A 26,198-nucleotide genomic window follows, 5' to 3' on the forward strand; every position below is an offset into this window, starting at 1 on the left:
GCGTCTCAAGGAGAAACGCACGCGGCCACTGGCCCCCGCCAATAACTCTAATATGCCCTTCCAAAGCAATTCCAGGAAAAGTGCGAAGCGGTTTTCCGTCCGGAATTGCGTGACCTGAAGGGCGCCGGCCTTAGTTGCCGGAAAGATCGATCGACGCGGTCGTGCACGGATCGACGCCATAGGCCGGCGCGCAATCCTTGCCGCTGCTCGCGACCGTGTTCGGCGCGATGAATGAGCCAGCCAGAATGATCAGTGCCGCACACGCAAAAAAGATTGCGATCGACTTGCCCATGGACGCTATGCCTTTCGAGATTGATGCTGCCGCCGCCGTACTTGGGATCGTGGCGCGAGGCGGTGTTTATTCGCTGGGTATGTCATGATCAATATCAGGACATGTTGAATCTGCGGTAAATGCCATTCGCTTTTGCAACTGAGGCAGAACTGCAACGCTGTTACCGCAATACAACAGAAAACGGCCGCCAGTGGTTCCGGCGACCGTTCGTAGAAAGGCGATGATCTGCAGAAGTCAGGAGGAGCGTCCGCTGCGGGTGTACTGGCCCTGCGGGCGGTAGCGCACCAGATAGGTCGGCAGGATCGGCTCCAGCATCGTCGCATCGATGCCGATACCGGCAAGCGTGCGTCCTTCAGAATCCGCCTTTGCCGAGACGACATTGTCGGATTTCAGCAACACCACCTGGTCGGCGGTGAGTGGCGGCGTGATGAAGGGGACCATGGACGCGACGCTGCCGATGAAGGACGCGATGCCGAAGGGCAATGAGACGAGCGTGCGCTTGCGATCGATCGTATTCAGCATGATCTCGAGACAGTCGCGGAAGCTCAAGACATCCGGGCCGCCGAGTTCATAGATCTTGCCCTTGGCGATCTTGCCGTCGACAGCGCGCGCCACTGCTTCGGCGACGTCGGTGACGTAGACGGGCTGGAACTTGGTGTGGCCGCCGCCGATCAGCGGCAGCACCGGCGAGAACCGCGCCATCTCGGCGAACTTGTTGAAGAAGCCGTCTTCCGGTCCGAACACAATCGACGGACGCAGGATAATGGCTTCGGGCATCGTTTGCAGGATGGCCGCCTCGGCGCGGCCCTTGCTGCGGGCATAGGCCGACGGCGAAGAAGCGTCCGCGCCGATCGCCGAGATGTGCGTCAGTGTCGCGCCGACGCCGCGCGCAGCTTCCGCCACCGCGCGGGCGCCAAAATCCTGGACGGCGTCGAAGGTGTTGCGGCCGCTTTCAAACAGCACGCCAACGCAGTTGATGACGTGGTCGGAGCCTTCGACGGCGCGGTCGACCGACTTGCGGTAACGCAGGTTCGCCTGGACGAAGGAGATCTGTCCGACATTGCCGAGCGGCTGCAGGTGGCCGGCAAGATCAGGGCGACGAACGGCGACGCGAATGCGATAGCCGCGCTTTGCGAGCGCGCGCACCACATGACGGCCGACGAACCCGGATCCGCCGAAAATCGTCACCAGCGGCGGAAGGTTGGACAAGGTCATGGGATAGGCACTCCTGATCGCAGAGGGAAGAATTGATTGCTACATAGCTGAAGTGCCGCGAGAGGTGAAGGCCAATCCACGCGGCTTGCCAAGCAGCAGGCAGGTTGTGTCGTCTGCCGGTCAGACGCCTTCGACGACCACCATTTCCGCGTCTGCGACCTCTTGGCGGATGGCGGCGGCAATCTGGTATTCGGGCGAGTTGTAACAGTCGACCGCCGCCTGCAGCGACGGAAACTCGATGACGACGTTGCGTGCGCGGACATTCCCTTCCAGTCGCTGATACTCGCCGCCGCGCGCCAGAAAATTCGCGCCGTATTTCTCGAAGGCCGGCTTTGCAGCCGCCACGTAGTCCTTGTAGCGCTCGGGGTCGCGGACATCGACCCGTGCGATCCAGTATCCCTTGGCCATGGTGACCTCCTCGTCATTCGCCAATCAAGACCGACGGGAGTGTTACTTCCGGCAAATTTTGGTTGAGGTCAAGCGGATCGGCACAGGGTGCCAAGATATCCGGAGTGCTGCCCGTATCAGCGGGCAAGCGCGCCGTTCATTTCCGCAAGTATGTCGCGGGCGGCAGCAAGCGGTTCGGCGGCTGCGACGATAGGGCGCGCGACGACGAGATGGCTGGATCCGGCCTTGAGCGCCTCGGAAGGCGTCATCACCCGCTTCTGGTCACCCTTGTCGGCACCGGCCGGGCGGATGCCCGGTGTCACCAGTGCCATATCCGGGCCGATGATCTTGCGGACTGCGGCGGATTCCTCCGCCGAGCAGACGATGCCGCCCATGCCGGCTATGCGCGCCTGTTCGGCCCGCCGCAGCACCAGCGTATGCGGGTCGTATTCGTAGCCGGCATCGATCACGTCCTGCTCGTCCATCGAGGTGAGCACGGTGACGCCGAGCAGGCACAAGTCGGAGCCCTTGGCGGCCTCGACGGCCGCCTTCATCGCTTTCGGATAGGCGTGCAGGGTCAGCATCGACATGCCCATCTTGACGATGTTCTCGACGCCCTTGGCGACCGTGTTGTCGATGTCCAAGAGCTTCATGTCGAGGAAGACCTTCTTGCCGCTTCCGGCAAGGTCGCGGGCGAATTCCAGTCCGCCGGCAAAGACCAGCTGGTAGCCGATCTTGTAGAAGGAGACATCGTTCCCGAGCGTCGACACGATCCTCTCGGCGTCAGCGATCGTCGGAAGGTCGAGGCCTACGATCAGTCTGTCACGCGCGCTTTCGGTCATGTCGAGATCCCCTGCCAGTGTTCCATCGCGGTCCAGTCGCATGCGACGGTCCGATCCGCAAGGTGGAAAGCGAACACATTGCCGCCGCCGCCACCCTTCTGGTCGGCAGCGCGCGAGATCGGCGCGCCGAGCAGCCGGCATTTGAGCAGGGTACCGACGCCGCCGTGGCCGACGAAAGCGATCGGGGTCTTCGGATCGTGCTGGTCGAGCGTGCGGAAGACTGCCTCCGTAATCCGGGCCTGAGCATCGACCGCCCGTTCCCAGCCCTTGAAGCTCTGGGTGGGATTGGCGAAGAACCAGTCAGCCGCCTTCTCGAACTCCGGTGGCGGCAGAAAGCCAGTCGCCGAGCGATCATTCTCGCCCATGTCGTGATGGACCTCGACCGTTACGCCGGCCGCGTCGGCCAGGAGTTGCGCCGTCTCGATCGCCTTGGTTTCGTCGCTCGAAATGACCCGCCCGAGCGAACGCACCCAGGGCAACGATGCGGTCAGTGTCGCCCGCTCGCGGCCAATCGCCGACAGTCCCCATTGGGGAACAGGCACGTCCGGATCGATCCGGACCTGCGGGTGGGCAACATAGATGCCGAACATTCTATCAGTGCGCCCGGCGATAGACCCAGAGCTGCGCCGGCGGAATATTGCGCACGACGAAGTCGAGGTGCTGGATGCTGTAGCGATCGGGCATGGCGACGACGGGTGAAAGCGGCCCGTAGGAAATCTGGACGACCGGCCGGCCGGCCGGAATGCGCGACAGGAGATCGTCGATCAGTTCGACCCGCCGGTGCATCGGGAAGTTCAAAAGCGGGACGGCGGAAACGACGCTGTCGAAGGTCTGGTCCTTCAATGCGCCGAGCGTATGCTGCAGATCGAAGGCGTCGCCGTTGATGAAATTGACGCCGTTAAAGTTGGTCTTGAGCTGATTGTAGAAATCGGTCGAATACTCGATCGACACGAGACTGGACGGTTCAAGCCCACGCTCCAGGATCGCCTTGGTGATGACGCCGGTGCCGGGACCAAGCTCAAGGACCGGCAGGCCCGAGGCGGGGTTGATGACGCTCGCCATCCGGCGCGCGGTGATGGAGGATGTCGGCAGGATCGCACCGACGGCCTTGGCATTGCTCATCCATCCCTTGAAAAAGCGGATCTCCTCGTCGAACTTCCGTCCGAGCCGTTCCTTCACCTTCACGCGCAAATTCATTGAGCCCCTCAAAACCGTTGTCCTCTCCTCATTCGGGCCGCCCGCTAAGATCCGCGCTCGCTGATTCGAGCCGGCTGCGGCGGCAGTAATGATAATGTGCCCCCATCTGCGGCAAAAACAAGTCTGTCTGCGCCTGAAAGCGTCCTCTTATCAACAGGGGGCGAGTTTGGCCGGAAACAAAAAACCCGCCACGCACGGGCGTGACGGGTTCGCATTTCGCGCCACGTCAGGCCCGGTTAAACGCGCATCGGCATGAGCACATAGAGCGCGTCTTCGGCGGCCAGATCGCGAACGAGCGTCGGTGAGCCCGGGTCTGCGAGCATGAAGATCGCATCGGTGCCCGTGAGTTGCCCGGTGATGTCGAGCAGATACTTCGCGTTGAAACCGATTTCGAGCGGGTCATGGTCGTAGCCAACCGGCAGTTCTTCGGTTGCACTGCCGGAATCCGGGTTGTTGACCGTCAGCGTCATCTGGCCCTCGGTCAGCGCCAGCTTGACGGCGCGTCCACGCTCCGACGAAATCGTCGAAACGCGGTCGACAGCCTGGGCGAAGGACTGGCAATCGACGCGCAGTTCCTTGTCGTTGTTGGCCGGGATAACGCGCTGGTAGTCCGGGAATGTGCCGTCGATCAGCTTCGAGGTCATGACGATCGACCCGATGGTCAGGCGGATCTTGGCGTCCGAGACCTCGACGGACACGACGAGTTCCGGATTGTCGAGCAGCTTCTGCAATTCGCTGACGGTCTTGCGCGGGATGATGATCCCCGGCATGCCTTCGGAGCCCGAGGGGGCCTCGACGTCGGCGCGGGCCAGACGATGGCCGTCGGTGGCAACGGCGCGCAGCTTCAGTTCGCCCTTGCTCTCGACCGTGTGCACGAAGATGCCGTTGAGATAGTAGCGGGTTTCTTCAGTCGAGATCGCAAACTGGGTGCGATCGATCAACATCTTGAGGTCGGTCGCCTTGAGGCGGAACGAATGCGAGAAGCTTCCGGCGGTCAGATCCGGGAAGTCGGATTGCGGCAGGCACTGCAGCGAGAACTTCGAGCGACCGGATGCGACGGTCATTGCCGTGCCCTCGGCATTGGTGGCGAGCAGCACTTCCGAACCGTCCGGCAGCTTGCGCACGATGTCGTAGAGCAGGTGCGCCGGCACGGTGGTGGCGCCAGCCTGTTCCACCTGCGCCGGGGTGCCTTCGGTGATTTCGAGATCGAGGTCGGTCGCCTTCATCTCGAGGCTTGCGCCATCGGAGCGCAGAAGCACGTTCGAGAGGATCGGAATCGTGTTTCGCCGCTCGACCACGCGGTGCACGTGGTTCAGCGATTTCAGAAGGTTGGACCGCTCGAGAGTAATGCGCATGGGATGCTACCGCTTTCAACCGTTGCCCGGCGGACGAGGCGCCCGCCTGAGCGTCAACTGCGAGTGTCCCGACCGACGGACGGGAAAGATGTGGACCGGCAAAATGGCAGAAACAGCGCCCGGAAAGCAAGGGGTTTAAGGTGTTCTGTCCCCAGATGCGGCGTGCTGGCCCGCCGCTCGACCCTTGCCCTGCCATGCCGGCTCACTCATAAAGGCCGAACAGGCTCATCGCTAAGCATGATCAGGACGTTGCAGGTGGAAAAGCAGAAGACATCCGAACCATCAGACGGGCAGAGGCCGCGCAGCTTTCGCCTGCACAATGCAAGCGTCCCGGCCCGTCCGCTCGATGCGGCACTCTATCTGGTCGCCACCCCGATCGGCAATCTGGGCGACATCACGCTGCGCGCGCTCGAAACGCTCGCTGGTGCCGATGTGCTTGCCTGTGAAGACACCCGCGTGACGCGCGTTTTGCTTGATCGCTACGGCATAACCAATCGCCCCTTCGCCTACCATGAACACAATGCCGACGAGGTCGGACCACGGCTGCTCGCCGCACTCGGCGAGGGCCGGTCGGTCGCGCTCGTCTCCGATGCCGGCACGCCGCTGGTCTCCGACCCCGGTTACCGCCTGGCGCAATCGGCAATCGAGGCCGGGCACCGTGTCGTGCCGATCCCGGGCGCATCCGCGCCGCTTGCAGCCCTCGTCGGTTCCGGCCTGCCGAATGATGCCTTCCTCTTTGCCGGCTTCCTGCCGACCAAGGACAAGGCCAAACGCGATCGCCTCAGGGAGTTCGCGGCCGTGCCGGCGACGATCATGTTCTTTGAGTCGCCGCACCGCATCGCGGCGACGGTCGCAGCTGCGGCCGAAGTGCTGGGGAAGGGCAGACGGGCGTCCGTCTGCCGTGAGCTCACCAAGACCTTCGAGGAGTTTCGTCGCGGCACGCTCGGTGAGCTCGCCGTCCATTATGAAGGCGCAGGCGCGGTCAAAGGGGAGATCGTTCTGGTGATCGGTCCGCCGGAAGCTGCACCCGAGCCGGAAGCCGCTGACGTCGACGCGCTGCTGCTAAGCCTTGTCGCCGACATGCCCGCCGGCAAGGCGGCGACAGAGGCCGCCCGCCAGACGGGCCTGCCGCGCAAGGAGCTCTATGACCGGCTGCTTCAGCTGAAGGAGCGCCATGGCGATTGACGGCGGCAACAGGCGGCGGCTGAAAGCGCTGCAGCGGGGGCGGTTCGCCGAGTATCGCGCAGCACTCTGCCTGCTGCTCAAGGGCTACCGCATCGTCGCCATGCGCCATCGCACCAGGCTTGGCGAGATCGACATCATCGCAAGGCGCGGCGACCTCATCGCCTGCGTCGAGGTCAAGGCTCGTCGCACGGCCGAGGATGGCGTCTTCGCAGTGACCGCCACAGCGCAACGGCGAATTCGCGCAGCGAGCGACCTGTGGTTGGCCAGGCAGCCGGATTTCTCAAGGCTTTCCGTGCGCTACGACATCGTCACCGTGACACCCTGGGGCTGGCCGCGGCATCTGCCGGATGCCTTTTGAAACGGCGCGAATGAGGAGAAATGATTGCGACGTTCCACTCGCATTCTATTTTGGAACATATTCGCGAATTTGTAATCGTTCCGACACAAAAGCGTAACCAGCCTGTCATTGAAGGTCACTAGTCCACTGCCATCCGCAACCCGGTGGAGAGGACAAATCATGTTCAAGAAGTTTTCGCTCGCAGCCCTTACCTTTGCTTTTTCGGCGACCTCGTCGTTTGCCGCAACCAACATTACCTGGTGGCACGGTATGGCCGGCCGCAACGGCGAAGTCATCAATGAAGTTTCCAAGAAATTCAACGAAGCCCAGAGCGCCTGCGCGCTGACCCCGGTTTCGAAGGGCACCTACGAGGAAGCACTCGCTTCCGGCATCGCCGCTTTCCGCTCGGGCGAACAGCCGAACATCCTGCAGGTCTTCGACGCCGGTGCCGCCACCATCATCAACGCCAAGGGCGCAGTCATCCCGGCCGAAGACCTGATCATCAAGGCCGGCCACACCTTCGACCGCAACGCCTTCATCGACGGTGTTCGTTACTTCTACGCCGACAGCGAAGGCAAGTTCGTCGGCATGCCGTTCAACTCGTCGGCGCCGATCATGTACATCAATGACGAGGCCCTGAAGAAGGCCGGCGTCGAAGCGCCGAAGACCTGGGAAGAGTTTGAGGCCGTCGCTCCGAAGCTGAAGGAAGCCGGCTACATCCCGCTCGTCCAGTCGCAGCTCACCTGGCAGTTCACCGAGAACTTCTTCTCGCGCAACAACATCCAGTTCGCCACCAACAACAACGGCTACGATGCCGTCGTCGACACTGAGCTGAAGGTCACCGACCCGAACCTGATCATGATGTTCGACAAGCTGAAGGCCTGGAAGGATGAAGGCTACTTCGCCTTCTACGGCGCCGGCTGGAACGACAACCAGAAGGTCTTCGAAGAAGGCAAGGCCGCCTTCTGGATCGGCTCGTCGGGCTCCTTCGGCGGCTTGCAGAAGACGGCCCAGATGCCGTTCTCGGCAACCTTCCTGCCCTACTGGGGCTCGATCAAGGGCGCTGGCACCAACTCCTTCATCGGCGGTGCGGCGCTGTTTGCCATGTCCGGCAAGTCGGATGAAGAGAACAAGTGCGTTGCCGACTTCTTCCAGTTCCTGACCTCGCCTGAGATCCAGTATTTCTACCACAAGGCCACCGGCTATGTGGCCATCACCAAGGCAGCCTATGAGCTTGCCCAGAAGGACGGCTACTACAAGGAGAAGCCGGTCGCCGAAGTCGGCATCAAGCAGCTGCTGCTGCCGGCCGGCGAATGGTCGAAGGGCTACCGCCTCGGCTTCTACCCGCAGATCCGCGAAATCATGGAACGCGAATACGGCCGCATCTTCTCGGGTGAAACGACCGTCAAGGACGCTTTCGACACGATCGAGAAGGAAGGCAACGAGCTGCTCGCTCGTTTCGCCAAGACGGCCGGCTGATCTCGATGACGACCGCGACAGATCTCCTCCCCGCATCGCGGGGAGGGACCGGAACAAAGACCGGGGGGCGTCGCTTCGGCGCCTTCCGGTTTTTCGGTGGCCAGTCGAATAGCGGAGGTGAGGGTGCCGCCAAGCGCGTGCAGTTCTCCTCGCCGTTCCTGCCCTATCTTTTCCTCGCGCCACAGCTCGCGATCATTTTCATCTTTTTCTACTGGCCGTCCGTCCAGGCGATCCAGTCGTCCTTCTACCTGGAAGACCCCTTCGGCTTCGGCTCGACCTTCGTCGGCATGACCAACTATACCGACGTGCTGAAGTCAGGCGAATATCTCGGCATCGCCCGCTTCACCGCCGTCTTCACGGCGCTCGTCACCTTCTTTGCGCTGTCGATCGGCCTGCTGCTCGCGGTCAAGGCCGATGGCGTCATCCGCGGCAACGCCGCCTACAAGACGCTGCTGATCTGGGTCTATGCCATCGCGCCGCCGGTTGCCGGCCTCATCGGCATGATGTTCTTCGACCAGCATATCGGCCCGATCGTCGAGCTTGCCCGCTGGTTCGGCTGGGACATCAAGGTCGGCCTCAACTATTTCGACACCGCCTTTTCCATGGTGGTCGTCTCGGTCTGGAAACAGATCCCCTATAATTTCATCTTCTTCCTCTCAGGGCTCCAGGGCATTCCGGTCTCGGTGCGCGAGGCGGCGGCGATCGATTGCCGTTCCGGCTTCCGCCGCTTCTGGACGGTGATCCTGCCGCTCTTGGCGCCGACCGCCTTCTTCCTTTTGATCATCAACGTCACCTACGCGCTGTTCGACACCTTCGGCGTCATCGACGTGATGGTGAAGGACAAGGCCGCCAACAACCCGATCACCCTTGTCTACAAGGTCTACATGGACGGGTTCCGCGGCAACGATCTCGGCGGCTCGTCTGCCCAGTCGGTGATCCTAATGCTGATCGTCTTCGTGCTCACCATCTTCCAGTTCCGCTTCATCGAGCGGCGCGTGCACTACAACTGAGGTGGGGCCGATGTATCGCACCAAGATTTTCGACCACGTCATCCTGCTCTTCGGCGTCTTCATCATGGTGGCGCCTGTTGTCGTCGCCTTCATGACCTCGACGCATGAGGCGGCCGACATCCATCGCAACGGCCTCAGCCTCACCTGGGGCGGCCATTTCGTCGAGACCTATCAGACGGTCTTGACGCGAGAGGGCGGCTTCACCGGCAAGATCACCGGCTTCAACATGATGCTGAATTCGATGATCCTCGGTCTCGGTTTCGCCGTCGGCAAGATCGTTTTGTCGATGCTGGCGGCCTATGCGCTCGTCTATTTCCGCTTTCCGCTCGCGACTTTCTTCTTCTGGGTGATCTTCACCACGCTGCTTTTGCCGCTCGAAGTGCGCATTCTCCCTTCCTACGAAGTGATGAACACGCTGAAGCTGACGAACACCTATACCGGCCTGATCGTGCCGCTGCTCGCCTCGGCGACCGGCACCTTCTACTTCCGGCAGTTCTTCAAGTCGGTGCCGGACGAGTTGCTCGAGGCGGCGCGCATCGATGGCGCCGGGCCATTCAAGTTCTTCATCGACGTGCTGGTGCCCTTGTCGCGCACCATGATGGCAGCGATCTTCATCATCATGTTCGTCTACGGCTGGAACCAGTATCTCTGGCCGACGCTGATGACCACCGATGAAGGCTTCTTCACGCTGGTGCGTGGCATCAAGCAGATCCTGCTCGTCTGGGTCGGCTCGAATATCCCTGACTACAACGAGGCCTTTGCGCTGGCGATCCTCGCCATGCTGCCGCCTGTGATGATCGTGGTGATCTTCCAGCGCTGGTTCATCAAGGGCCTGACCGAAAGCGACAAGTAAGCGGAGCGGCGGCGGGACAGAGGTCCCGCCCGCTCCTGAAACGACACCAATTTTACGGAGGCAGCCATGGCGGCCATTACCATCGCCGAGGTCTCGAAGATCTATCACGGCAATGTCGAGGCGGTGAAATCCGTTTCGATCGATATCGAGGACGGCGAGTTCATCGTGTTGGTCGGCCCTTCGGGTTGCGGCAAGTCCACGCTTTTGCGCATGGTCGCGGGGCTGGAGACAATTTCGAAGGGGACCGTGACGATCGGTTCGCGCGTCATCAACGACGTCGATCCGGCCGAGCGCGATATTGCCATGGTCTTCCAGAACTACGCGCTCTATCCGCATATGACCGTCTACGACAACCTTGCCTACGGCCTGAAGAACCGCAAGACGCCGAAGGCCGAGATCGATGCCCGGGTGGCGGAAGCCGCCCGCATGCTGGAGATCGAGCCCTATCTGTCCCGCAAGCCGCGCGCGCTCTCGGGCGGCCAGCGCCAGCGCGTCGCCATGGGCCGCGCCATCGTACGCAAGCCGGCGGCCTTCCTCTTCGACGAGCCGCTGTCCAACCTCGACGCCAAGCTGCGCGTCTCCATGCGCGGCGAGATCAAGCGCCTGCAGAAGCGGCTCGGCACCACCTCGCTCTACGTCACCCACGACCAGCTCGAAGCGATGACCCTTGCCGACCGGCTGGTGGTGTTGAACGGCGGTCGCATCGAGCAGATCGGCCGCCCGCTCGATGTCTATCACCGTCCGGCCTCGACCTTTGTCGCGAGCTTCATCGGCTCGCCGGCGATGAACTTGGTCAAGGGGCAGATCGAAGGCGGCAGCCTGCAGATCGGCCTCTACAGAATAGAACTCGGCGGCCGCGCGCCGGTCGAAGGTCCGGTCACCGTCGGCTTGCGTGCCGAAGACCTGAAGCTTGCCGGTGTCGGCGAGGACGCCATGCTGTTCCAGGTCGATTACGTCGAGGAGCTAGGCGCCCAGCGGCTCGTGCACGGCACCATCGAAGGCCAGGCACTGACAATTGCGCTTTCGCCGGAAACGCCGCTCTCCGGCGATCTCGCGGTAACGATCGCCGTCGACCGCCTGCATTTCTTCTCGCCGGAGACCGGCAAGCGGCTGGAGCGCGGCACGTCTTTCGTAAGCGACGCTCCGGCTCAGACCCTCCGTCTGGAGACGGCCTCGTGATCCGCGAAACCGTCGCGCAGCTAACCGTTCCGGCGCCTGAAATCCGCGCCGGCTTTGCCGGGGTCGTGCGCACCATCGTGGCCCATGACGCAGCCATGGCCGCACGACCGGAGATGAACAGCATCGAGGTCGGCGGCGTGCCGGCCTCGACTGCGCCGCTTGCCTTTCCCTTCACCGTCGCCGCCTGGAATCTGGAGCGCTGCCTGTTTGCGCGCGAAAGTGCGGCGCATCTCGCGGCGACTGACGCGCCGCTCGTTCTGCTTTCGGAAATGGACAACGGCATGGCCCGTACCGGCCAGCGCCACCCAACCGCGGAGGTCGCCGCCGCGCTCGGCATGCACTATGCCTATGGCATCGAGTTCATCGAGCTCGGTCTCGGCTCCGACACCGAGCGCGAATTCTGCGAGGACGATTTCAACGCCAAGGGGTTTCACGGCAACGCACTGATGGCCTCGGTGCCGCTGAACCGTCCGTTCATGCTGCGGCTCTGGGGCGAACGGCTCTGGTTCACCGATGGTGAGCAGCCGCGCCTTGGCGAGCGTCTTGCGATCGGCGCCGTGATCGAGACGGACGCCGGTCCCTTCGTCGCCGTCTCCACCCATCTCGAAAGTGCGACGACCGCCGCCTATCGTGAGCGCCAGGTCAAGGAGCTGATCGATGCGATCGACGGGGCCTTCCCGGGCCTGCCGGTTTTGATCGGCGGCGATCTCAACACCGGCAACCATGCCGGCGGCGATTTCGAGGCCGAGGGGTTGTTTGCCATGAGCGCTATCAGGGGCTTTACCCGTCACGGAGGGCCGCTCGACGTGATGACCACGCGTCCGAGCCTGATTACCCGTTGGCCGGAGCGTTCGATGAAGCTCGACTGGTTCCTGTCGCGCGGGCTGAACATCGGCGAAACCCGTATCATTCCGTCGCTCGATCCGTCTGGCCGGCCGCTCTCGGATCACGACCTCATCGCTTGCGTCGTCGAAGGCTTCAAATAGCCTCGCCTCTCCTTGCCTAAGCCCCGCCCGCATTCTACATGTCGAGGGCTTTTCCAGTGCGGGAGAGGGCCGCGGTTTTCTCGTCCTCTTCCGTTCCGGCGGTTTGAAATCGATCACGGATGTCCGTGATCCACAGGGGACGGGAAGATGGCGAAAATCGTCAATGTCGGGGTCCAGATGGACCATGTGTCGGGCATCAACATTGCGGGCGATTCCACCTTCGCGATGAGCCTCGAGGCACAGTCGCGCGGCTACCGCCTCTTCCACTACACGCCCGAAAAACTGTCGCTGCGCGACGGCAAGGTCTATGCGAGCGTGCAGCAGATGGAACTGCGCGACGTCAAGGGCGACCACTTCACGCTTGGCGAAGCCGAGCGCGTCGATCTCTCGACCATGGACGTCATCCTGCTGCGCCAGGACCCGCCCTTCGACATGGCCTACATCACCTCGACGCACCTGCTCGAGCGCCTGCATCCAAAGACGCTTGTTGTCAACGATCCGGCCTGGGTGCGCAACTCGCCGGAGAAGATCTTCGTCACCGAATTCGCCGACCTGATGCCGAAGACGCTGATCACCCGCGATCCCCAAGAGATCGCAAGCTTCCGCCAGGAAATGGGCGACATCATCCTGAAGCCGCTCTACGGCAATGGCGGCGCCGGCGTCTTCCACTCGACCCGCGACGACCGCAACCTGTCGTCGCTCCTGGAAATGTTCGGGCAGATGTTCCGCGAGCCCTTCATCGCACAGGAATACCTGCCGGCGGTGCGCAAGGGCGACAAGCGCATCCTGCTCGTCGACGGCGAGCCGGTCGGCGCCATCAATCGCGTGCCGGCCGATCACGACGCCCGCTCCAACATGCATGCCGGCGGTCGCCCCGAACCGACCGATCTGACCGCGCGAGAGAAGGAAATCTGCGCCCGCATTGCCCCGGCGCTCAAGGCCCGTGGCTTCCTCTTCGTTGGCATCGATGTCATCGGCGACTACATGACCGAGATCAACGTGACGTCGCCGACCGGTATCCGCGAAGTGAAAAAATTCGGCGGCGCCGACGTCGCGAGCCTGCTCTGGGACGCGATAGAGCGCAAGCGCGCCTGACCCGGGCTGGCCGCAGAACGTACTTCCGTTCGGCGGAGATTGCTGCGGGCTCGCGCCTACAACCGGTCGGTTGAGCGCGCTTGCCAACGGCAGCGCGTCGACCCCTTCCTGGATGTTCTGTAATTGTTCTTGTTTTTGTGCGTGAACCGTGCAAGGCTTTGTTCTGCAACCCAAGGCGGTTGCGGCGCCCGCGAGTATGGGCTGCCTGGGCGAGGGAGCAAACATGGTCGCGCGTGTCAGTACGGTGGCATTTCAGGGTATCGAGGGTTTGCCGGTCGACGTGCAGGTGATGATCGCGCCCGGCAAGGTCGGGATGCAGATCGTCGGCTTGCCGGACAAGGCCGTGGCCGAAAGCCGCGAGCGGGTGCAGGCCGCACTTCATGCCTCGGGTCTGGCGCTGCCGGCCAAACGCGTCACCGTCAATCTTGCCCCCGCCGACCTTCCCAAGGAAGGCAGCCATTTCGACCTGGCGATTGCACTCGGCCTGATGGCCGCACTTGGCGCCATTCCCGGCGACGCGCTGGCGCCCTATGTGGTGATCGGCGAACTCAATCTCGATGGCACGATAGCCGCCGTTGCCGGCGCGCTTCCTGCCGCAATCGGCGCCAATGCGCTTGGCAAGGGGCTGATCTGCCCGGCCGAAAGCGGCCCGGAAGCGGCCTGGGCGGGTGCCGAGATCGATATTCTCGCGCCGCGCAGCCTGATCGCGATCGGCAACCATTTTCGTGGCACGCAGGTGCTCTCGCGGCCTCAGGCGGCCATCCGGTCAGGCGCCGCCAACCTGCCCGATCTCGGTGATATCAAGGGGCAGGAAAGCGCCAAGCGGGCGCTCGAAGTGGCGGCCGCCGGCAACCACAATCTGCTGATGGTCGGTCCGCCGGGATCGGGAAAGTCGATGCTGGCGGCACGCCTGCCATCGATCCTGCCGCCGCTCAATCCGGCCGAGCTCCTCGAAGTGTCGATGATCCATTCGATCGCCGGACAATTGCCGGGCGGCAAGCTGTCGGACCGGCGGCCGTTCCGCACCCCGCATCACTCCGCCACCATGGCAGCCATGGTCGGCGGCGGTTTGCGCGCCAAACCGGGCGAGGCATCGCTCGCCCACAACGGCGTCCTGTTCCTCGACGAATTTCCGGAGTTCACGCCGCAGGTGCTCGACGCGCTGCGCCAGCCGCTCGAAACCGCGGAATGCATCATTGCCCGCGCCAATCATCGCGTGAGCTACCCCGCCGCGATCCAACTCGTTGCCGCCATGAACCCCTGCCGCTGCGGCATGGCGGGTGAGCCCGGCCGCACATGCGCCCGCGGCCCGCGCTGCATGGCCGACTATCAGGCGCGTATTTCCGGTCCGCTGATGGACCGCATCGATATCCGCATCGACGTCCCGGCCGTCAGCGCCGCAGATCTCCTGAAGCCGGCGGCAGCCGAAAGCAGCGAGGTCGTGGCCCGCCGCGTTGCACGCGCCCGTGCCCTGCAGATCGACCGTTTCGCGACGCTTGGCCACCCGGAATTGACGAGCAATGCCCGCTCATCCACCTCGATGATCGAGAAGATCGCCGAGCCAGACGCTGCGGGTCTGCAGCTCCTCAGGGACGCCGCCGAAAAGATGAAATTTTCGGCGCGCGGCTACCATCGTGTGCTGAAGGTCGCGCGCACGCTCGCCGACCTCGATGGCGCGCCAACCGTCGGCCGTATCCATCTGGCCGAGGCAATTTCCTACCGCATCGCCGGCGAGCGCCTGCAGGCGGCGGCGTAGCGTTATGTTCAAGTGGAAAGGGCGCCCGCGGCGCCCCTTCCGATCGTCGGCGATGCAAGTCCGTCAGCCTCCGAGGCCTTCGAACAGCGCCGTCGAAAGGTAGCGCTCGGCAAAGGACGGAATGATGACGACGATGGTTTTGCCGGCGTTTTCCTCGCGCTGGCCGATCTCGATTGCGGCGGTCAGTGCGGCGCCGGAGGAAATCCCGACCGGCACGCCTTCGAGCCTGGCGACGAGGCGTGCGGCCTCGATCGCTTCGGCGCTGTTGACGGTGACGATCTCGTCATAGACGGAAGTGTCGAGGATCGCCGGTGCAAAGCCTGCGCCGATGCCCTGGATCTTGTGTGGGCCGGGCGCGCCACCGGAAAGTACCGGAGATTCTTCCGGCTCGACCGCGATGACTTTGATCGAGGGTTTGCGCGCCTTCAGCACCTGCCCGGCGCCGGTGATCGTGCCGCCGGTGCCGATGCCGGATACGAAGATGTCGACGGCGCCTTCCGTGTCGTTCCAGATCTCCTCGGCCGTCGTCTTGCGGTGGATCTCCGGGTTGGCCGGGTTTTCGAACTGCTGCGGGATGATGGCGTCGGGCAGGGCCTCGACCAGCTCCTGCGCCTTGGCGATCGCGCCCTTCATGCCCTTGGCGCCTTCGGTCAGCACCAGTTCTGCCCCGAGCAGCGCCAGCATCTTGCGCCGCTCGACCGACATGGTCTCCGGCATGGTGAGGATGAGCTTGTAGCCCTTGGCGGCGGCAACGAAGGCAAGCGCGATGCCGGTATTGCCCGAGGTCGGCTCGACCAGTGTGGTGCGGCCGGGGACGATCTTACCCTCTGCTTCCAGGCTCTCGATCATCGCCACGCCGATGCGGTCCTTGACCGAGGCGATCGGATTGAAGAATTCGAGCTTGGCGAGCAGGTTCGCCTTCACGCCCTTTTCCTTGGCAAGCTTGTCGAGCCGCACGATGGGAGTGTCGCCGATCGTTTCCGTGATCGAGGAATAGACGCGACCGCGGCCGGGCTTGCGTGTATCGGACATAAGATTCTCCCTTGGACGTGAACTCTTGGCCTATGAGAATAGGGACGACGCCTGCCCAATTCCAGAACGGTAAAAACCGCATGACGATCCGCCGGAGGAAAAACCACCGGCGAAGTCGTTGTTTGGGAAAAGTTTTTTCAGCTTGCGCGGACGGCGATGTAGGCGGCCGTGCCGGCGAGCACGCTGGCCGCAACGCGGTTCAGCGCTCTGAGTGCTCTGGGTTGCTTGAGCAACAGGCGCGCCCGCGACGCGAGCAGCATATAGGGCACGAGCACCGTCAGAAGCACCAGGAAGGTCGTCGTCAAAAGCAGGCCGTAGTCGCTGGGGCCAATTGCCTGAATGTCGATCAGCGTCGGTACCAGTGCCACATAGAACAGCATGGTCTTCGGATTGCCGAGCGTGATCAGCAGGCCGGACAGGAAGGACATGGCGGCACTCGTCGAGGGCTTGGCCTTGATGTCCTCCGGCAGCAAGCCTGCGCTCCAGAGCTTCCAGGCGATGTAGCCGAGGTAGAGGACACCGGCGAACTTCACCACCAGGAACACCGTGGTGAAGGTCTGGGCAATCAGGGCCAGCCCGAGAATGACGGCAGTCAGATAGACCATGTCGCCAAGCGCGATGCCCAGACCCATGAAGAAGGTTTCGCGGAAACCGGAGCCGAGGGCACGGGCGACCAGCGCTGTCACGCCGGGACCTGGGATGGCCGCGGCGATGAAGAGAGCGCCGCTATAGGCGATGAGAGCCGCGAGCGTCATGAACGATCCTTCCGATGTGGTGCCGACTTCTAGCGCAGATCGGCAAGAAACGGAAATCACAGATTGTCGGCCCCTGCCGTGCGTTTCCTTAAATCCTGGGCGATCCAAGGATTAAACAAGCCACAATTCGAAGTGCTGCAGGGAGCTTTGCGCATCTGATCAGACGTGTATCGCAGTCGACGCTTCGTGACAAAATTGACCGGGTGACAAGTCCGGCATTGTCCAGCGCTTCTGGATGGTTAGAGCTTGTTGAGACGAGCAAAAGGCGCCCTCTCATGCCCGAATTGAAAGACCTCATCGGCTTTGCCCTCCTGGCACTCGGCATGGTGCTGACGCCGGGCCCGAACATGATCTACCTGATCTCGCGCTCGATCAGCCAGGGGCCGGCGGCGGGCTTGATCTCGCTCGGCGGCGTGGCGCTCGGTTTCGTCGTCTACATGGTCTCGGCAGCGCTCGGCATCACCGCGCTGCTTCTCGCGGTGCCCTTTGCCTATGACGTGCTCAGGCTCGCCGGAGCCGGCTATCTTCTTTATCTTGCCTGGCAGGCGGTCCGGCCCGGTGGTCGCTCGCCTTTTCAGGTCAAGCACTTGCCGAAAGATGGCCCGAAGAAGCTCTTCGTCATGGGGTTTCTCACCAGCCTGCTCAATCCCAAGGTGGCGGTTCTCTATCTTTCGCTGCTGCCGCAGTTCATTCGTCCGGAACTTGGCAACGTGCTCGGCCAGTCGCTGGTCTTCGGCTCGATACAGATCGTGACCAGCGTTACCGTCAACGCGATGATCGCCCTTGCCGCCAGCGGCATTGCGGCCTTTCTCGCCGGGCGGCCATTGTTCATGGTCGTCCAGCGCTGGGCCATGGGCACGGCCTTGTTCGGCTTCGCGCTGAGCATGGCGTCGGAAGCGCGGCGCTAACCGGCGCTTCCGCTCTCTAGGATGCCGCAAATCCGGACGCAAAACCGCTTCACAGGTTTCCCGAAATGGCTCACTCGAACAGCGGCCGCATGAAGCTGCGCTCATAGCGGACGATGCAACGGGTCTTTTCGGCGTAGGCGAAGGCTTCCTGGCATTCCGGGTCCTGCGCCATTTCCTGGCGATAGGCCTCGTAGGCGGCAAGGCTCGGGAAGCTGAAGAGCGCCAGCGCAATGTTGTTGGCCCCCTCATGCGGCAGGAAGTAGCCGTGGTGCGTGCCGCCGAGGCGGTTGACGAGCGGAATCCAGAGCTTGGCGTAGTGTTCGAACTCGGCGGCCTTGTAGGGGTCGATGACGTATTTCAGATAGCAGGTGATCATGCGGTTCTCCCTTCGCGCTCCCGCTTGATAGAAGAGGGCAGGCGAAGTTTCCAGCCGAGATTCATGCCGGCGGCGGCAAAGAGGATCGCGACGGAGCCGAGGATCTGGACCGGCTGCAGCTGATGGCCAAAGGCAATCCGGTCGACGACGATGGCGGCGATCGGGTAGACGAAGGAGAGCGCCCCGGTCATGTGCGTCGGCAGCCGCTGGATTGCCCCATAGAGCAGCACATACATCAGCCCGGTATGGATCACGCCGACCGTGAGGAGGATCGACCATTGCGCGGCTCCTGACGGTGCGGGGCCAGTGAAGGCCATCGGCGCCAGCATCAGGGTTCCGGTGATCACCTGGATCAGTGCGATCAGATGCGGCGGCGTGCCCTTGAGCAGCTTCGTCGCGATCGCTGCGATGGCATAGAAAAAGGCGGCCCCGACCGAAAGCACAATGCCGATCAGATAGCTCTCGGGCGCAAAGCCTTGGCCGGGCTTGGCCGCGACGATCGCCAGCATGCCGGCGAAGGAAACCGATAGCCAGAAGATTTTCGTTGCCGTGATCTTTTCACCGAGAAACAAGGCGCCAAGCCCCAGCAACATGAAAGGCTGGGTATTGTAGACCATGGTCGCGATCGAGATCGACGCGTGGGAATAGGCGGCAAACAGCAGCAGCCAGTTGACGACGATCGCGATGCCGCCGACGACCGACAGCAGCAGCATCCGCCGGCTGAAATGCCGACGGTCGAAGAGGCCGAGATACCAGGCGATGCCGACGAGCGTCATGGCGCCGAACACACAGCGCCAGAACACCACGCTCGTCACCGGCAGGCCGGACATCAGCACGAACCAGCCGATGGTTCCGGAGATCAGCATCGCTGCCGTCATCTCGATGCTGCCACGCTTGAGTTCGTTGTTCATGGTCACTGCTCCATCTTGATGATTGGAGAATAGCCGGTGCACGCGGCCTTTCCCATGGATGAACGAAGGCAATTGTGTTAGATTGCCTAATTATCGAAGTTCTGTTTGTTGCTATGGCTTATGGTGTTGAGATGCTGGACGAGATTGACCGACGAATCCTCGATATCCTGGCAGCCAATGCGCGGGTGTCGTTGAAGGAGCTGGCGCAGGAGGCGGGACTGTCTTCGCCGAGCGCTGCGGATCGTCTCCGCAAGCTGGAAGAGCGCGGCGTTCTCGATGGCTTCACCATCGCCCTCAATCCCGCGAAGGTTGGCTATCCCCTGCAGGCGGTCATCCGCGTGCGTCCGATGCCGGGCATGCTGCACACAGTCGAGCGGCTGATCCAGGACACACCCGAGATCGTCGAATGCGACAAGGTGACCGGCGACGATTGTTTCATCGCCAAGCTCTTCGTACGCGACATGGCGCAGCTGGACACGATCCTCGACCGGATCGCCGAGAAGGCGCAGACCAACACCTCCATCGTGAAGTCGTCGCCGGTGAAGCGCCGTCTGCCGCCGTTGGTCTAGCAAGCAATTCCAGGAAAAGTGTGAAACGGTTTTCCGTCCGGAATTGCGCAGAGGAAAGCAATTCCAGGAAAAGTGTGAAACGGCTTTCCGTCTGGAGTTGCGCGGATCAAACCCCGGTTGAGCCGAAGCCGCCGGAGCCGCGTGCCGTCTCGCTGGCCTTGTCGCTCTCGCGCACCGCAACCTGGGTGACGGGTGCGATCACCATCTGGGCAATGCGCATGCCGCGCTCGATGATGAAGTCCTCGTCGCCGAGATTGACGAGCAGCACCTTCACTTCGCCGCGATAGTCGCTGTCGATCGTTCCGGGTGTGTTGAGGCAGGTGATGCCGTGCTTGAAGGCGAGGCCTGAACGCGGCCGGATCTGGGCTTCGTAGCCGGCCGGGACTTCGAAGACGAAGCCGGTCGGCACCAGCGCCCGCTTGCCCGGGGTCAGCATCATTGGCCGATCGGCCGCGACGGCCGCGCGCAGATCCATGCCAGCCGCACCGGATGTCTCGTAGGCGGGCAGCTCCAGGCCCTCGCCATGCGGCAGGCGAACGAGGTCGAGGGGCGGGCGGGAATCGGAAATGTGCGTGCTCATGACCGCATAAGCCGGGCGGTGGGCGTCCCGGTCAATTGCATAATCGGGGCCAAGCCTGTAAAGGACGCGGCAACTCACAGGATTCTACGACATGGCTGAAACTCTTGCCGAGGCGGTCTCCCGCCGCCGCACATTTGCGATTATCGCCCACCCGGATGCTGGTAAAACGACGCTCACCGAAAAGCTGCTGCTGTTCGGCGGTGCGATCCAGCTTGCCGGCGAAGTCAAGGCCAAGAAGGATCGTATCCAGACCCGTTCGGACTGGATGAAGATCGAGCGCGAGCGCGGCATCTCGGTCGTCACCTCGGTGATGACCTTCGAATACCACGGCAACGTCTTCAATATTCTCGATACGCCCGGTCACGAAGACTTCGCCGACGACACCTACCGCACGCTGACGGCTGTCGATGCCGCAGTCATGGTCATCGACGCGGCCAAGGGTATCGAGCCGCGCACGCTCAAGCTCTTCGAAGTCTGCCGCATGCGCGATATCCCGATCATCACCTTCGTCAACAAGATGGACCGCGAGAGCCGCGATCCCTTCGAGATCCTGGACGAGGTCGAGGAAAAGCTGGCGCTCGACTGCGCGCCGGTCACCTGGCCGATCGGTCGCTCCAAGACCTTTTGCGGCTCCTATAACCTCGCCGACAACACCGTGCGTGGCTCGGATACGCAGGAAATCCCGACCAAGGTCAACGGTCCGGAAATGGCGTCCCATCGCCTGCCGGAAAACGAGCGCGACGCCTTCACCGAAGAACTGATGCTGGCGATCGAGGCCTGCAAGCCCTTCGACAAGAAAGCCTTCCTCGAAGGCCATCTGACCCCGGTGTTCTTCGGCTCGGCGCTGCGCAACTTCGGTGTGCGCGACCTCATCAACGCGCTCGGCGACATTGCCCCGCCGCCGCGCGACCAGGTGGCTGATATCCGCACGGTGCACGCCACCGACGACAAGATGACGGCCTTCGTCTTCAAGATCCAGGCGAATATGGACCCGAACCACCGTGACCGCATCGCCTTTGCCCGCGTCTGCTCGGGCAAGCTCGAGCGCGGCATGAAGGCGCGCCTGTCGCGCACCGGCAAGCAGCTGGGCCTCAGCGCCCCGCAGTTCTTCTTCGCCTCGCAGCGCCAGCTTGCCGACACGGCCTATGCTGGCGACGTCGTCGGTATCCCCAACCACGGTACGCTCCGGATCGGCGACACGCTGACCGAGGGCGAGCCACTGGTGTTCCAGGGCGTGCCGAACTTCTCGCCGGAAATCCTGCGCCGCGTGCGGCTGGAAGACGCGATGAAGGCGAAGAAGCTCAAGGAAGCCCTGCAGCAGATGGCCGAAGAGGGCGTCGTGCAGCTCTTCTCGCCCGAAGACGGCTCACCGGCGATCGTCGGCGTCGTCGGCGCGCTGCAGCTCGACGTCTTGAAGGAGCGCCTCAGCGCCGAATACGGCCTGCCGGTTTCCTTCGAAATGTCGCGTTTCTCCGTCTGCCGCTGGATTTCGGCCGATCAGCCGGCCGAACTCGACAAGTTCGTCACGGCCCGCCGCGGCGATATCGCCCGCGATCTCGACGGCGATCCGGTGTTTCTGGCGCAAGACAGCTTCTCTCTGCGCTACGAAGCGGAACGCTATCCGGCGATCAAGATGGTCGCGATCAAGGAATACCACGTCGCCAAGGCGGCCTGATCGGTTTCCTGTTCCGGCCGGTGCCCGAGGCATCGGCCGGCATTCCGGCGCGTGACGCCGTCGAAACGACGTCCCTAGACCCAAAAATCGAAACGCGGCGACGAACGGTCGAGCATCGCCATGCTCGGGCGAACGCCCCAGGTCGCCTCGATCGCGTGCGAAAGGGCGGCAATCAAGCGCTCGATATCCGCCCGCGCCGTCTCATGCAGCGCTTCGGCGACGATCAGCGCGCGTGACGTCTCCGGTCTAATCGCCGAAAGGCCGCTCTGCCGGTTGGTCCAGCGCCGGGCATGCGCCCGCCCCTCGGCGTCGGCGAAGATCACCTCGCCGGGCTCCGGATTTTCTGTTTCGCCTGCGAAGGTCAGATAGGTCTCGGCGGCGCCAAGCGCGCGGCGCACATGCAGATGGCCGGCAACCTGTGCCAAATCGAAGACCGCAATCGGGATCGCGAAGGCGAGCGAGGCGGCATTGCAGAGATCGATCAGCGGATGGATCGAAGGCAGGTCGCCCTCCTTCCGAAAGCGTCGCAACAGCGCCTCGGAGGCCGAGCGGTATTGCGTTGGCTTCAGCCCCATCTTCGCGAAGGTTCGGCGCCAGGCCTGGATCTCCGGCAGATCGCTTTCAGAGCCGGTGCCGAGGCGATCGGTTGCGGTCGCCTGAAACCACAGGACCGCTTCATGGACCGATACGTCGCTGCGCACGCGGTCGATGACGAGCGCTCCGGCGCTGAGTTCCTGGAAGTCGCGCCAGATATCGTCCGTGTGCTGGAAATGCATGGAAATCCTCTCTTCCGGTTGGTCCATGATACTCATGCCTTCCGTGCCCGGTGCGCAATGGCGCTTGCGGTTTTCCGGCTTGCGCGGATCTGGGGCAGGCTCAACCCAAGAACAGCGACAAGTACACAGCCGATGCCCGCAATCTGATACGTCCCGACCGGCTCGCCAAGCAGCAGGAAGGCGAAGGCGACCGCAGAAACCGGCGCCAGCGCCGTGAAGACCGAAGCCTCCGTGCCGCTTACGCGCGCCGCTCCGGCATACCAGAGCAGGAAGCCAGCGACCGTCGGGATCAGGGCGTAGTAAAGAACGGCGCCAATCGCGTTCATTTCAAGCGGCGTGTTCCACGGCGCCTCGAAAAGAGCAGGGACGAGGGCGACGGCAAAGCCGAGGCCCGCCATCAGCGTCGAGAGGGCAAGCGGGGTAATCTCGGCCTTCACCCGCTTATTGATCAGGATGAACAGGCTCTCGCAGACAACGGCGCCGAAGATCAAAGCGATGCCGAGCGGAGAATGGGCCGCGCCATCGCCGGGCTTGAAGACGATGGTGAGCACGCCGAAGGCGGCAAGCGCGATCGCCGCAAGCAACCGCCGGTCAGGGCGTTCGCCGAGAAGCAGGATGGCAATCGCGGCGGAGGCGACCGGCAAGGTGCCGATCACCACCGCGGCGTCTGTCGCCGACGTCAGGCTCAGGCCGGCAATCAGCAATGTTGTGTAGCCGACGCTACCGGCGCCCGCCTGTGCGATGAGAATCAACCAGTCCCGTCGCTCGAGTTTCGGCCATGTCGCCTTCGTCAGCTGCATCAGCAGCAGGAAGAGTGGGAAGGCGATGGCAAACCGCAGGGCTGTGGCCGAAAACGGCGGCAGGCCTGTGGCGATGATCTTGCTGGCAATCACCGTGCTGCCGACCAGGATCATCGCCAGCGACAGATAGAGATAGCCTCGAAACTTTTCCGACATGTCGTCCTCTTTGGAATGCTGCGCCTGTAAGCGGACGCCAGCAATGCGCCGGAGGAGAACGCGGGTCTTGAACGGAATTGCGGGTGCTACTTGCTCGCGTTGGAATAGGCGCCGGGCGAAAGACCGTACTTGCTGACGAACACACGCGTCATGTGGCTCTGGTCGGCAAAGCCTGCAGCGATTGCCGCTTCTGCGAGCGGGGTGCCCTTGCCGATCAGGTCGCGGGCAAGGTCGATGCGGCGCTGGACGATATAGGCATGCGGCGTCAAGCCGACGTCTCTCGCGAAGTTGCGCACCAGCTGGAAGCGGCTGAGCTTCGCCTCGGCGGCGAGATCGGCCAACGTGATCGCGGCCGTCGGGTCGTCGTCGATCATGGTCTTTGCCGAAGCGACGGCCGCCGGGCTTTCGGATCGCTGCGCCTTGCCGGTGGCGAGCAGGCTACCGAGCAGCGTCAGGAGCCGCTCTTCCCGGCGGATCGCTTCGTCCGGTGTCGTGGTGGCGGTGATCGCCGCGAAGAGTGCACGGAACTGGTTTGCCGCTTCCGCATCGTGGAATGCTGGCGCGGTAAACTCAGCGGCTGTCGAGCGCCCCTGGCTGATGTCTTCGGCGGCAGCTGAGATCACGGAGGGATCGAGGTAGAGCATGCGCCAGGCGCGGCCGGTGTCGCCGATTGGCGCGCCGTCATGCACCTCGCCGGGATTGACCGTGATCATGTCGCCGGCCCCAGCCTCGACCATGCCTCGGCCGCTGAGCGATTTCTGTGCTCCCCGGTAAATGAGGCCGATGCCGAATTGATCGTGGGTGTGGCGGGCGAAGGAATGGCGCGTTTCCGCCTCGACCGCGTCGATGCCCGCGGCCGCGCTGCGCAGCATCCTGAATTGACCTTTTGCCATCCGCGCCTGATCCTCCAGCTTGTCTTGTACACTGCCGCGACGCATCGGGCCATGGTCATCGTGCTGCCGGCTTGAGCGGGCGCCGTGGTGGTGCCGCGGACATTGGGACCCGCACGTGAAACTTTCATTGCTCCGGCGTTGCAATCACCAGCCGCAGGTTTACGTTGCGATGCCAGGCGACGCCGACAATGGGAGATGGTCGAAATGCTGGATCTGCGTGTTCACTTCCTCGAGGCGGACGGGTCTCTGGCGCCGTGGCGTGAACAGATGCTGGAGGCGGTGCGGGAGACTGCCGAGCGCGTCGGTGCGTCGGTTTCTGCCGCAGACAGCGTAGCTCCGATCGATGTGCTCGTCGAGTATCGGCCGGGCGAGACGATCCCCGAACTCGGTATCGCAGGCGCCTGCTATCGCAGGGCGCTGGTCTTTTTCACGCTCGACCCTGGCAACGACAATTTCGAAGCCAGTCTTGCCGCCGGAGAGGTGCAGAAATTGCTGACGCATGAACTGCATCATTCCTTTCGCCACGCCACCTGCGGCTACGGTTCCAGGCTCGGAGAGGCTCTGGTCACGGAAGGACTTGCGGACGCCTTCGACGACGAAATCAACGGTGGCAACGGCCACCCGTGGAACCACGCAATTGCTGGAAGCGATTGGGCTGGGGTGCTGGAGCGGGCCGAGCGTGAACTTTGGGCAGAGACCTATGATCATGCCGGCTGGTTCTACGGCAGCGATCGTGCGTTACCGCGTTGGGCCGGCTACACGATCGGCTATCATCTGGTGAGAACCTATCTTGCGGCTAATCCAGACGCCCGCCCGTCGCAGATGACGGCAACGCCGGCAACCCTCGTGATCGACGAAGCCTGGGCGTCGCTGAAGGAGCGCCTGCTTGCTGCGGCGTGATGGCACGACCGCGATCGTCGAGAGCGCCGTGCGTTCATATGAACGCAGCAAGGACGCGCTAGCACTTTGATTTTAGAGCATCTTTCCGCCTCACGTGAATCCACTTGAGAGCGGCATTCTCTAGGCATAGGGAGCTTCGTCGCGGTCGCGCCCCGGCAATTTCCTGACATCGCCGATCCAGGGCAGGGCCGAGGAACACCAGATCTGCGACCGGGGTCTCAGCTCCCGGCGCTGGTTGATCGTCCCGACGCGGATGCCAACCTCTTCGGCATCCTCGTCCGTACCGGTCGTATAGATCGGCGAGCCGCAGTTGGGGCAGAAGAACTGCAGCCGCTGCCGGCCGTTGGCGCCGACCTTCACATAGAGCTTCGGTTCGCCGCCGGTCAGCCGAAAATTCTCGCGCGCCGTGCCGGCCGTCACGCGATAGGCAGATCCCGTCAGTTGCTGGCAATCGGTGCAGTGGCAGATCGCGACGTCGGCTGGATCGATCTCCGCTTCATAGGTCACGAAACCGCAGTGGCATTGCCCATCGATGTGCATGGAGACCTCCCTGAAAGGGGAGAAGCTAGCGCGGGAACGGGAAAAGTGTATGCGGCTCGCTACATGCGCCTTCGGGACGGCTCAGGTGAGACTGTCGCCGCAGACAACCGCCGCAGGTTGCGGCGATTGGGAGCAAGGCGCGGAACGCACTCCGGTACG

29 protein-coding genes are annotated in these 26,198 nt (G+C 63.0%); 13 read left to right on the forward strand and 16 right to left on the reverse strand.

The genetic code is table 11. The features are described 5' to 3' along the window. Positions 1–130: 130 nt before the first annotated feature. From BBX50_RS30485 to dnaN, 7 genes are all read right to left on the reverse strand, one after another. Positions 131–292 carry a hypothetical protein gene (locus BBX50_RS30485; protein WP_104662576.1) on the reverse strand — a complete coding sequence of 54 codons (162 nt, stop codon included), beginning with the start codon at positions 290–292 and terminating at the stop codon, positions 131–133. Positions 293–526: 234 nt separating this feature from the next. Continuing rightward, positions 527–1,507, reverse strand: a complete 981-nt coding sequence (locus tag BBX50_RS13990) for a complex I NDUFA9 subunit family protein (protein ID WP_065775934.1) — start codon at positions 1,505–1,507, stop codon at positions 527–529. A 120-nt stretch (positions 1,508–1,627) separates the two neighbouring features. Beyond that, complete coding sequence (locus tag BBX50_RS13995; protein ID WP_065775935.1) at positions 1,628–1,915, reverse strand: DUF1330 domain-containing protein; 288 nt, start codon at positions 1,913–1,915, stop codon at positions 1,628–1,630. A gap of 116 nt (positions 1,916–2,031) precedes the next feature. Further along, positions 2,032–2,736 (reverse strand): orotidine-5'-phosphate decarboxylase, encoded by a 705-nt coding sequence (pyrF, locus tag BBX50_RS14000; RefSeq protein ID WP_065775936.1) that lies wholly within the window; start codon positions 2,734–2,736, stop codon positions 2,032–2,034. Beyond that, complete coding sequence (locus BBX50_RS14005; protein WP_065775937.1) at positions 2,733–3,326, reverse strand: histidine phosphatase family protein; 594 nt, start codon at positions 3,324–3,326, stop codon at positions 2,733–2,735. The genes pyrF and BBX50_RS14005 overlap by 4 nt, the downstream gene beginning before the upstream one ends. Positions 3,327–3,330: 4 nt before the next feature. Continuing rightward, positions 3,331–3,933, reverse strand: coding sequence for a phospholipid N-methyltransferase PmtA (gene pmtA, locus BBX50_RS14010; RefSeq protein WP_083213679.1), 603 nt, complete (start codon positions 3,931–3,933; stop codon positions 3,331–3,333). A 236-nt stretch (positions 3,934–4,169) separates the two neighbouring features. Next, positions 4,170–5,288 (reverse strand): DNA polymerase III subunit beta, encoded by a 1,119-nt coding sequence (gene dnaN, locus BBX50_RS14015; RefSeq protein ID WP_065775938.1) that lies wholly within the window; start codon positions 5,286–5,288, stop codon positions 4,170–4,172. A 237-nt stretch (positions 5,289–5,525) separates the two neighbouring features. Here dnaN and rsmI point away from each other — a divergent pair, with 237 nt between their 5' ends. From rsmI to BBX50_RS14060, 9 genes are all read left to right on the forward strand, one after another. Then, positions 5,526–6,473, forward strand: coding sequence for a 16S rRNA (cytidine(1402)-2'-O)-methyltransferase (gene rsmI / locus BBX50_RS14020; protein ID WP_065775939.1), 948 nt, complete (start codon positions 5,526–5,528; stop codon positions 6,471–6,473). Next, positions 6,463–6,831 (forward strand): YraN family protein, encoded by a 369-nt coding sequence (locus tag BBX50_RS14025; RefSeq protein WP_065775940.1) that lies wholly within the window; start codon positions 6,463–6,465, stop codon positions 6,829–6,831. Before rsmI ends, BBX50_RS14025 begins: the two co-directional genes overlap by 11 nt. Before the next feature lie 159 nt (positions 6,832–6,990). Beyond that, positions 6,991–8,289 (forward strand): extracellular solute-binding protein, encoded by a 1,299-nt coding sequence (locus BBX50_RS14030; RefSeq protein ID WP_065775941.1) that lies wholly within the window; start codon positions 6,991–6,993, stop codon positions 8,287–8,289. A 5-nt stretch (positions 8,290–8,294) separates the two neighbouring features. After that, positions 8,295–9,299 (forward strand): ABC transporter permease subunit, encoded by a 1,005-nt coding sequence (locus BBX50_RS14035; protein WP_244513156.1) that lies wholly within the window; start codon positions 8,295–8,297, stop codon positions 9,297–9,299. Between the two features lie 10 nt (positions 9,300–9,309). After that, complete coding sequence (ugpE, locus tag BBX50_RS14040; protein WP_065775942.1) at positions 9,310–10,152, forward strand: sn-glycerol-3-phosphate ABC transporter permease UgpE; 843 nt, start codon at positions 9,310–9,312, stop codon at positions 10,150–10,152. A gap of 66 nt (positions 10,153–10,218) precedes the next feature. Further along, positions 10,219–11,331 carry a sn-glycerol-3-phosphate import ATP-binding protein UgpC gene (locus BBX50_RS14045; protein ID WP_065775943.1) on the forward strand — a complete coding sequence of 371 codons (1,113 nt, stop codon included), beginning with the start codon at positions 10,219–10,221 and terminating at the stop codon, positions 11,329–11,331. Further along, a complete protein-coding gene (locus tag BBX50_RS14050; protein WP_065775944.1) occupies positions 11,328–12,317 on the forward strand; it encodes an endonuclease in 990 nt (329 codons plus the stop codon). Before BBX50_RS14045 ends, BBX50_RS14050 begins: the two co-directional genes overlap by 4 nt. Positions 12,318–12,464: 147 nt before the next feature. Then, positions 12,465–13,412, forward strand: coding sequence for a glutathione synthase (gene gshB / locus BBX50_RS14055; RefSeq protein WP_065775945.1), 948 nt, complete (start codon positions 12,465–12,467; stop codon positions 13,410–13,412). A gap of 223 nt (positions 13,413–13,635) precedes the next feature. Next, positions 13,636–15,168, forward strand: coding sequence for a YifB family Mg chelatase-like AAA ATPase (locus tag BBX50_RS14060; RefSeq protein ID WP_065775946.1), 1,533 nt, complete (start codon positions 13,636–13,638; stop codon positions 15,166–15,168). Between the two features lie 63 nt (positions 15,169–15,231). Here BBX50_RS14060 and cysK read toward each other — a convergent pair whose 3' ends face one another. Together cysK and BBX50_RS14070 are read right to left on the reverse strand one after the other, a co-directional pair. Beyond that, the gene (gene cysK, locus BBX50_RS14065; RefSeq protein ID WP_065775947.1) at positions 15,232–16,200 is read right to left on the reverse strand and encodes a cysteine synthase A; all 969 of its coding nucleotides are present in this window, start codon (positions 16,198–16,200) and stop codon (positions 15,232–15,234) included. Between the two features lie 137 nt (positions 16,201–16,337). Further along, on the reverse strand, positions 16,338–16,955 hold the full coding sequence (locus tag BBX50_RS14070) for a LysE family translocator (protein WP_065775948.1): 618 nt from the start codon (positions 16,953–16,955) through the stop codon (positions 16,338–16,340). A 275-nt stretch (positions 16,956–17,230) separates the two neighbouring features. Here BBX50_RS14070 and BBX50_RS14075 point away from each other — a divergent pair, with 275 nt between their 5' ends. After that, positions 17,231–17,863 (forward strand): LysE family translocator, encoded by a 633-nt coding sequence (locus BBX50_RS14075; RefSeq protein ID WP_065775949.1) that lies wholly within the window; start codon positions 17,231–17,233, stop codon positions 17,861–17,863. A 70-nt stretch (positions 17,864–17,933) separates the two neighbouring features. On the opposite strand, the gene BBX50_RS14080 is transcribed toward BBX50_RS14075, so the two are convergent. Further along, positions 17,934–18,239 (reverse strand): NIPSNAP family protein, encoded by a 306-nt coding sequence (locus tag BBX50_RS14080; RefSeq protein WP_065775950.1) that lies wholly within the window; start codon positions 18,237–18,239, stop codon positions 17,934–17,936. Further along, positions 18,236–19,150: a DMT family transporter gene (locus BBX50_RS14085; RefSeq protein WP_065775951.1), complete on the reverse strand. Its 915-nt coding sequence runs from the start codon at positions 19,148–19,150 to the stop codon at positions 18,236–18,238. Before BBX50_RS14085 ends, BBX50_RS14080 begins: the two co-directional genes overlap by 4 nt. 131 nt (positions 19,151–19,281) lie before the next feature. Here BBX50_RS14085 and BBX50_RS14090 point away from each other — a divergent pair, with 131 nt between their 5' ends. After that, positions 19,282–19,719 (forward strand): Lrp/AsnC family transcriptional regulator, encoded by a 438-nt coding sequence (locus tag BBX50_RS14090; protein WP_065775971.1) that lies wholly within the window; start codon positions 19,282–19,284, stop codon positions 19,717–19,719. 106 nt (positions 19,720–19,825) lie between these two features. Here BBX50_RS14090 and dut read toward each other — a convergent pair whose 3' ends face one another. After that, positions 19,826–20,299, reverse strand: a complete 474-nt coding sequence (dut, locus tag BBX50_RS14095; RefSeq protein ID WP_065775952.1) for a dUTP diphosphatase — start codon at positions 20,297–20,299, stop codon at positions 19,826–19,828. Positions 20,300–20,390: 91 nt separating this feature from the next. On the opposite strand from dut, the gene BBX50_RS14100 reads away from it, so the two are divergent. Next, positions 20,391–21,974, forward strand: a complete 1,584-nt coding sequence (locus tag BBX50_RS14100; RefSeq protein ID WP_065775953.1) for a peptide chain release factor 3 — start codon at positions 20,391–20,393, stop codon at positions 21,972–21,974. A 74-nt stretch (positions 21,975–22,048) separates the two neighbouring features. Here the strand turns inward: BBX50_RS14100 and BBX50_RS14105 are convergent, their stop codons facing one another. From BBX50_RS14105 to BBX50_RS14115, 3 genes are all read right to left on the reverse strand, one after another. Beyond that, on the reverse strand, positions 22,049–22,750 hold the full coding sequence (locus BBX50_RS14105; protein ID WP_065775972.1) for a phenylalanine--tRNA ligase beta subunit-related protein: 702 nt from the start codon (positions 22,748–22,750) through the stop codon (positions 22,049–22,051). Between the two features lie 32 nt (positions 22,751–22,782). Continuing rightward, positions 22,783–23,706, reverse strand: a complete 924-nt coding sequence (locus BBX50_RS14110) for a DMT family transporter (protein WP_065775954.1) — start codon at positions 23,704–23,706, stop codon at positions 22,783–22,785. Positions 23,707–23,792: 86 nt separating this feature from the next. Next, positions 23,793–24,599, reverse strand: a complete 807-nt coding sequence (locus BBX50_RS14115) for an AraC family transcriptional regulator (protein ID WP_065775955.1) — start codon at positions 24,597–24,599, stop codon at positions 23,793–23,795. Between the two features lie 204 nt (positions 24,600–24,803). Between BBX50_RS14115 and BBX50_RS14120 the strand changes: the two genes are divergently transcribed. Beyond that, positions 24,804–25,499: a DUF2268 domain-containing putative Zn-dependent protease gene (locus tag BBX50_RS14120; RefSeq protein ID WP_161490873.1), complete on the forward strand. Its 696-nt coding sequence runs from the start codon at positions 24,804–24,806 to the stop codon at positions 25,497–25,499. 120 nt (positions 25,500–25,619) lie between these two features. Here BBX50_RS14120 and BBX50_RS14125 read toward each other — a convergent pair whose 3' ends face one another. Next, positions 25,620–26,039 (reverse strand): GFA family protein, encoded by a 420-nt coding sequence (locus tag BBX50_RS14125; protein ID WP_065775956.1) that lies wholly within the window; start codon positions 26,037–26,039, stop codon positions 25,620–25,622. Positions 26,040–26,198 lie beyond the last annotated feature (159 nt).

Origin of the sequence: Ensifer sp. LC11, assembly GCF_001695835.1 — a bacterium.
GTDB lineage: Bacteria > Pseudomonadota > Alphaproteobacteria > Rhizobiales > Rhizobiaceae > Ensifer.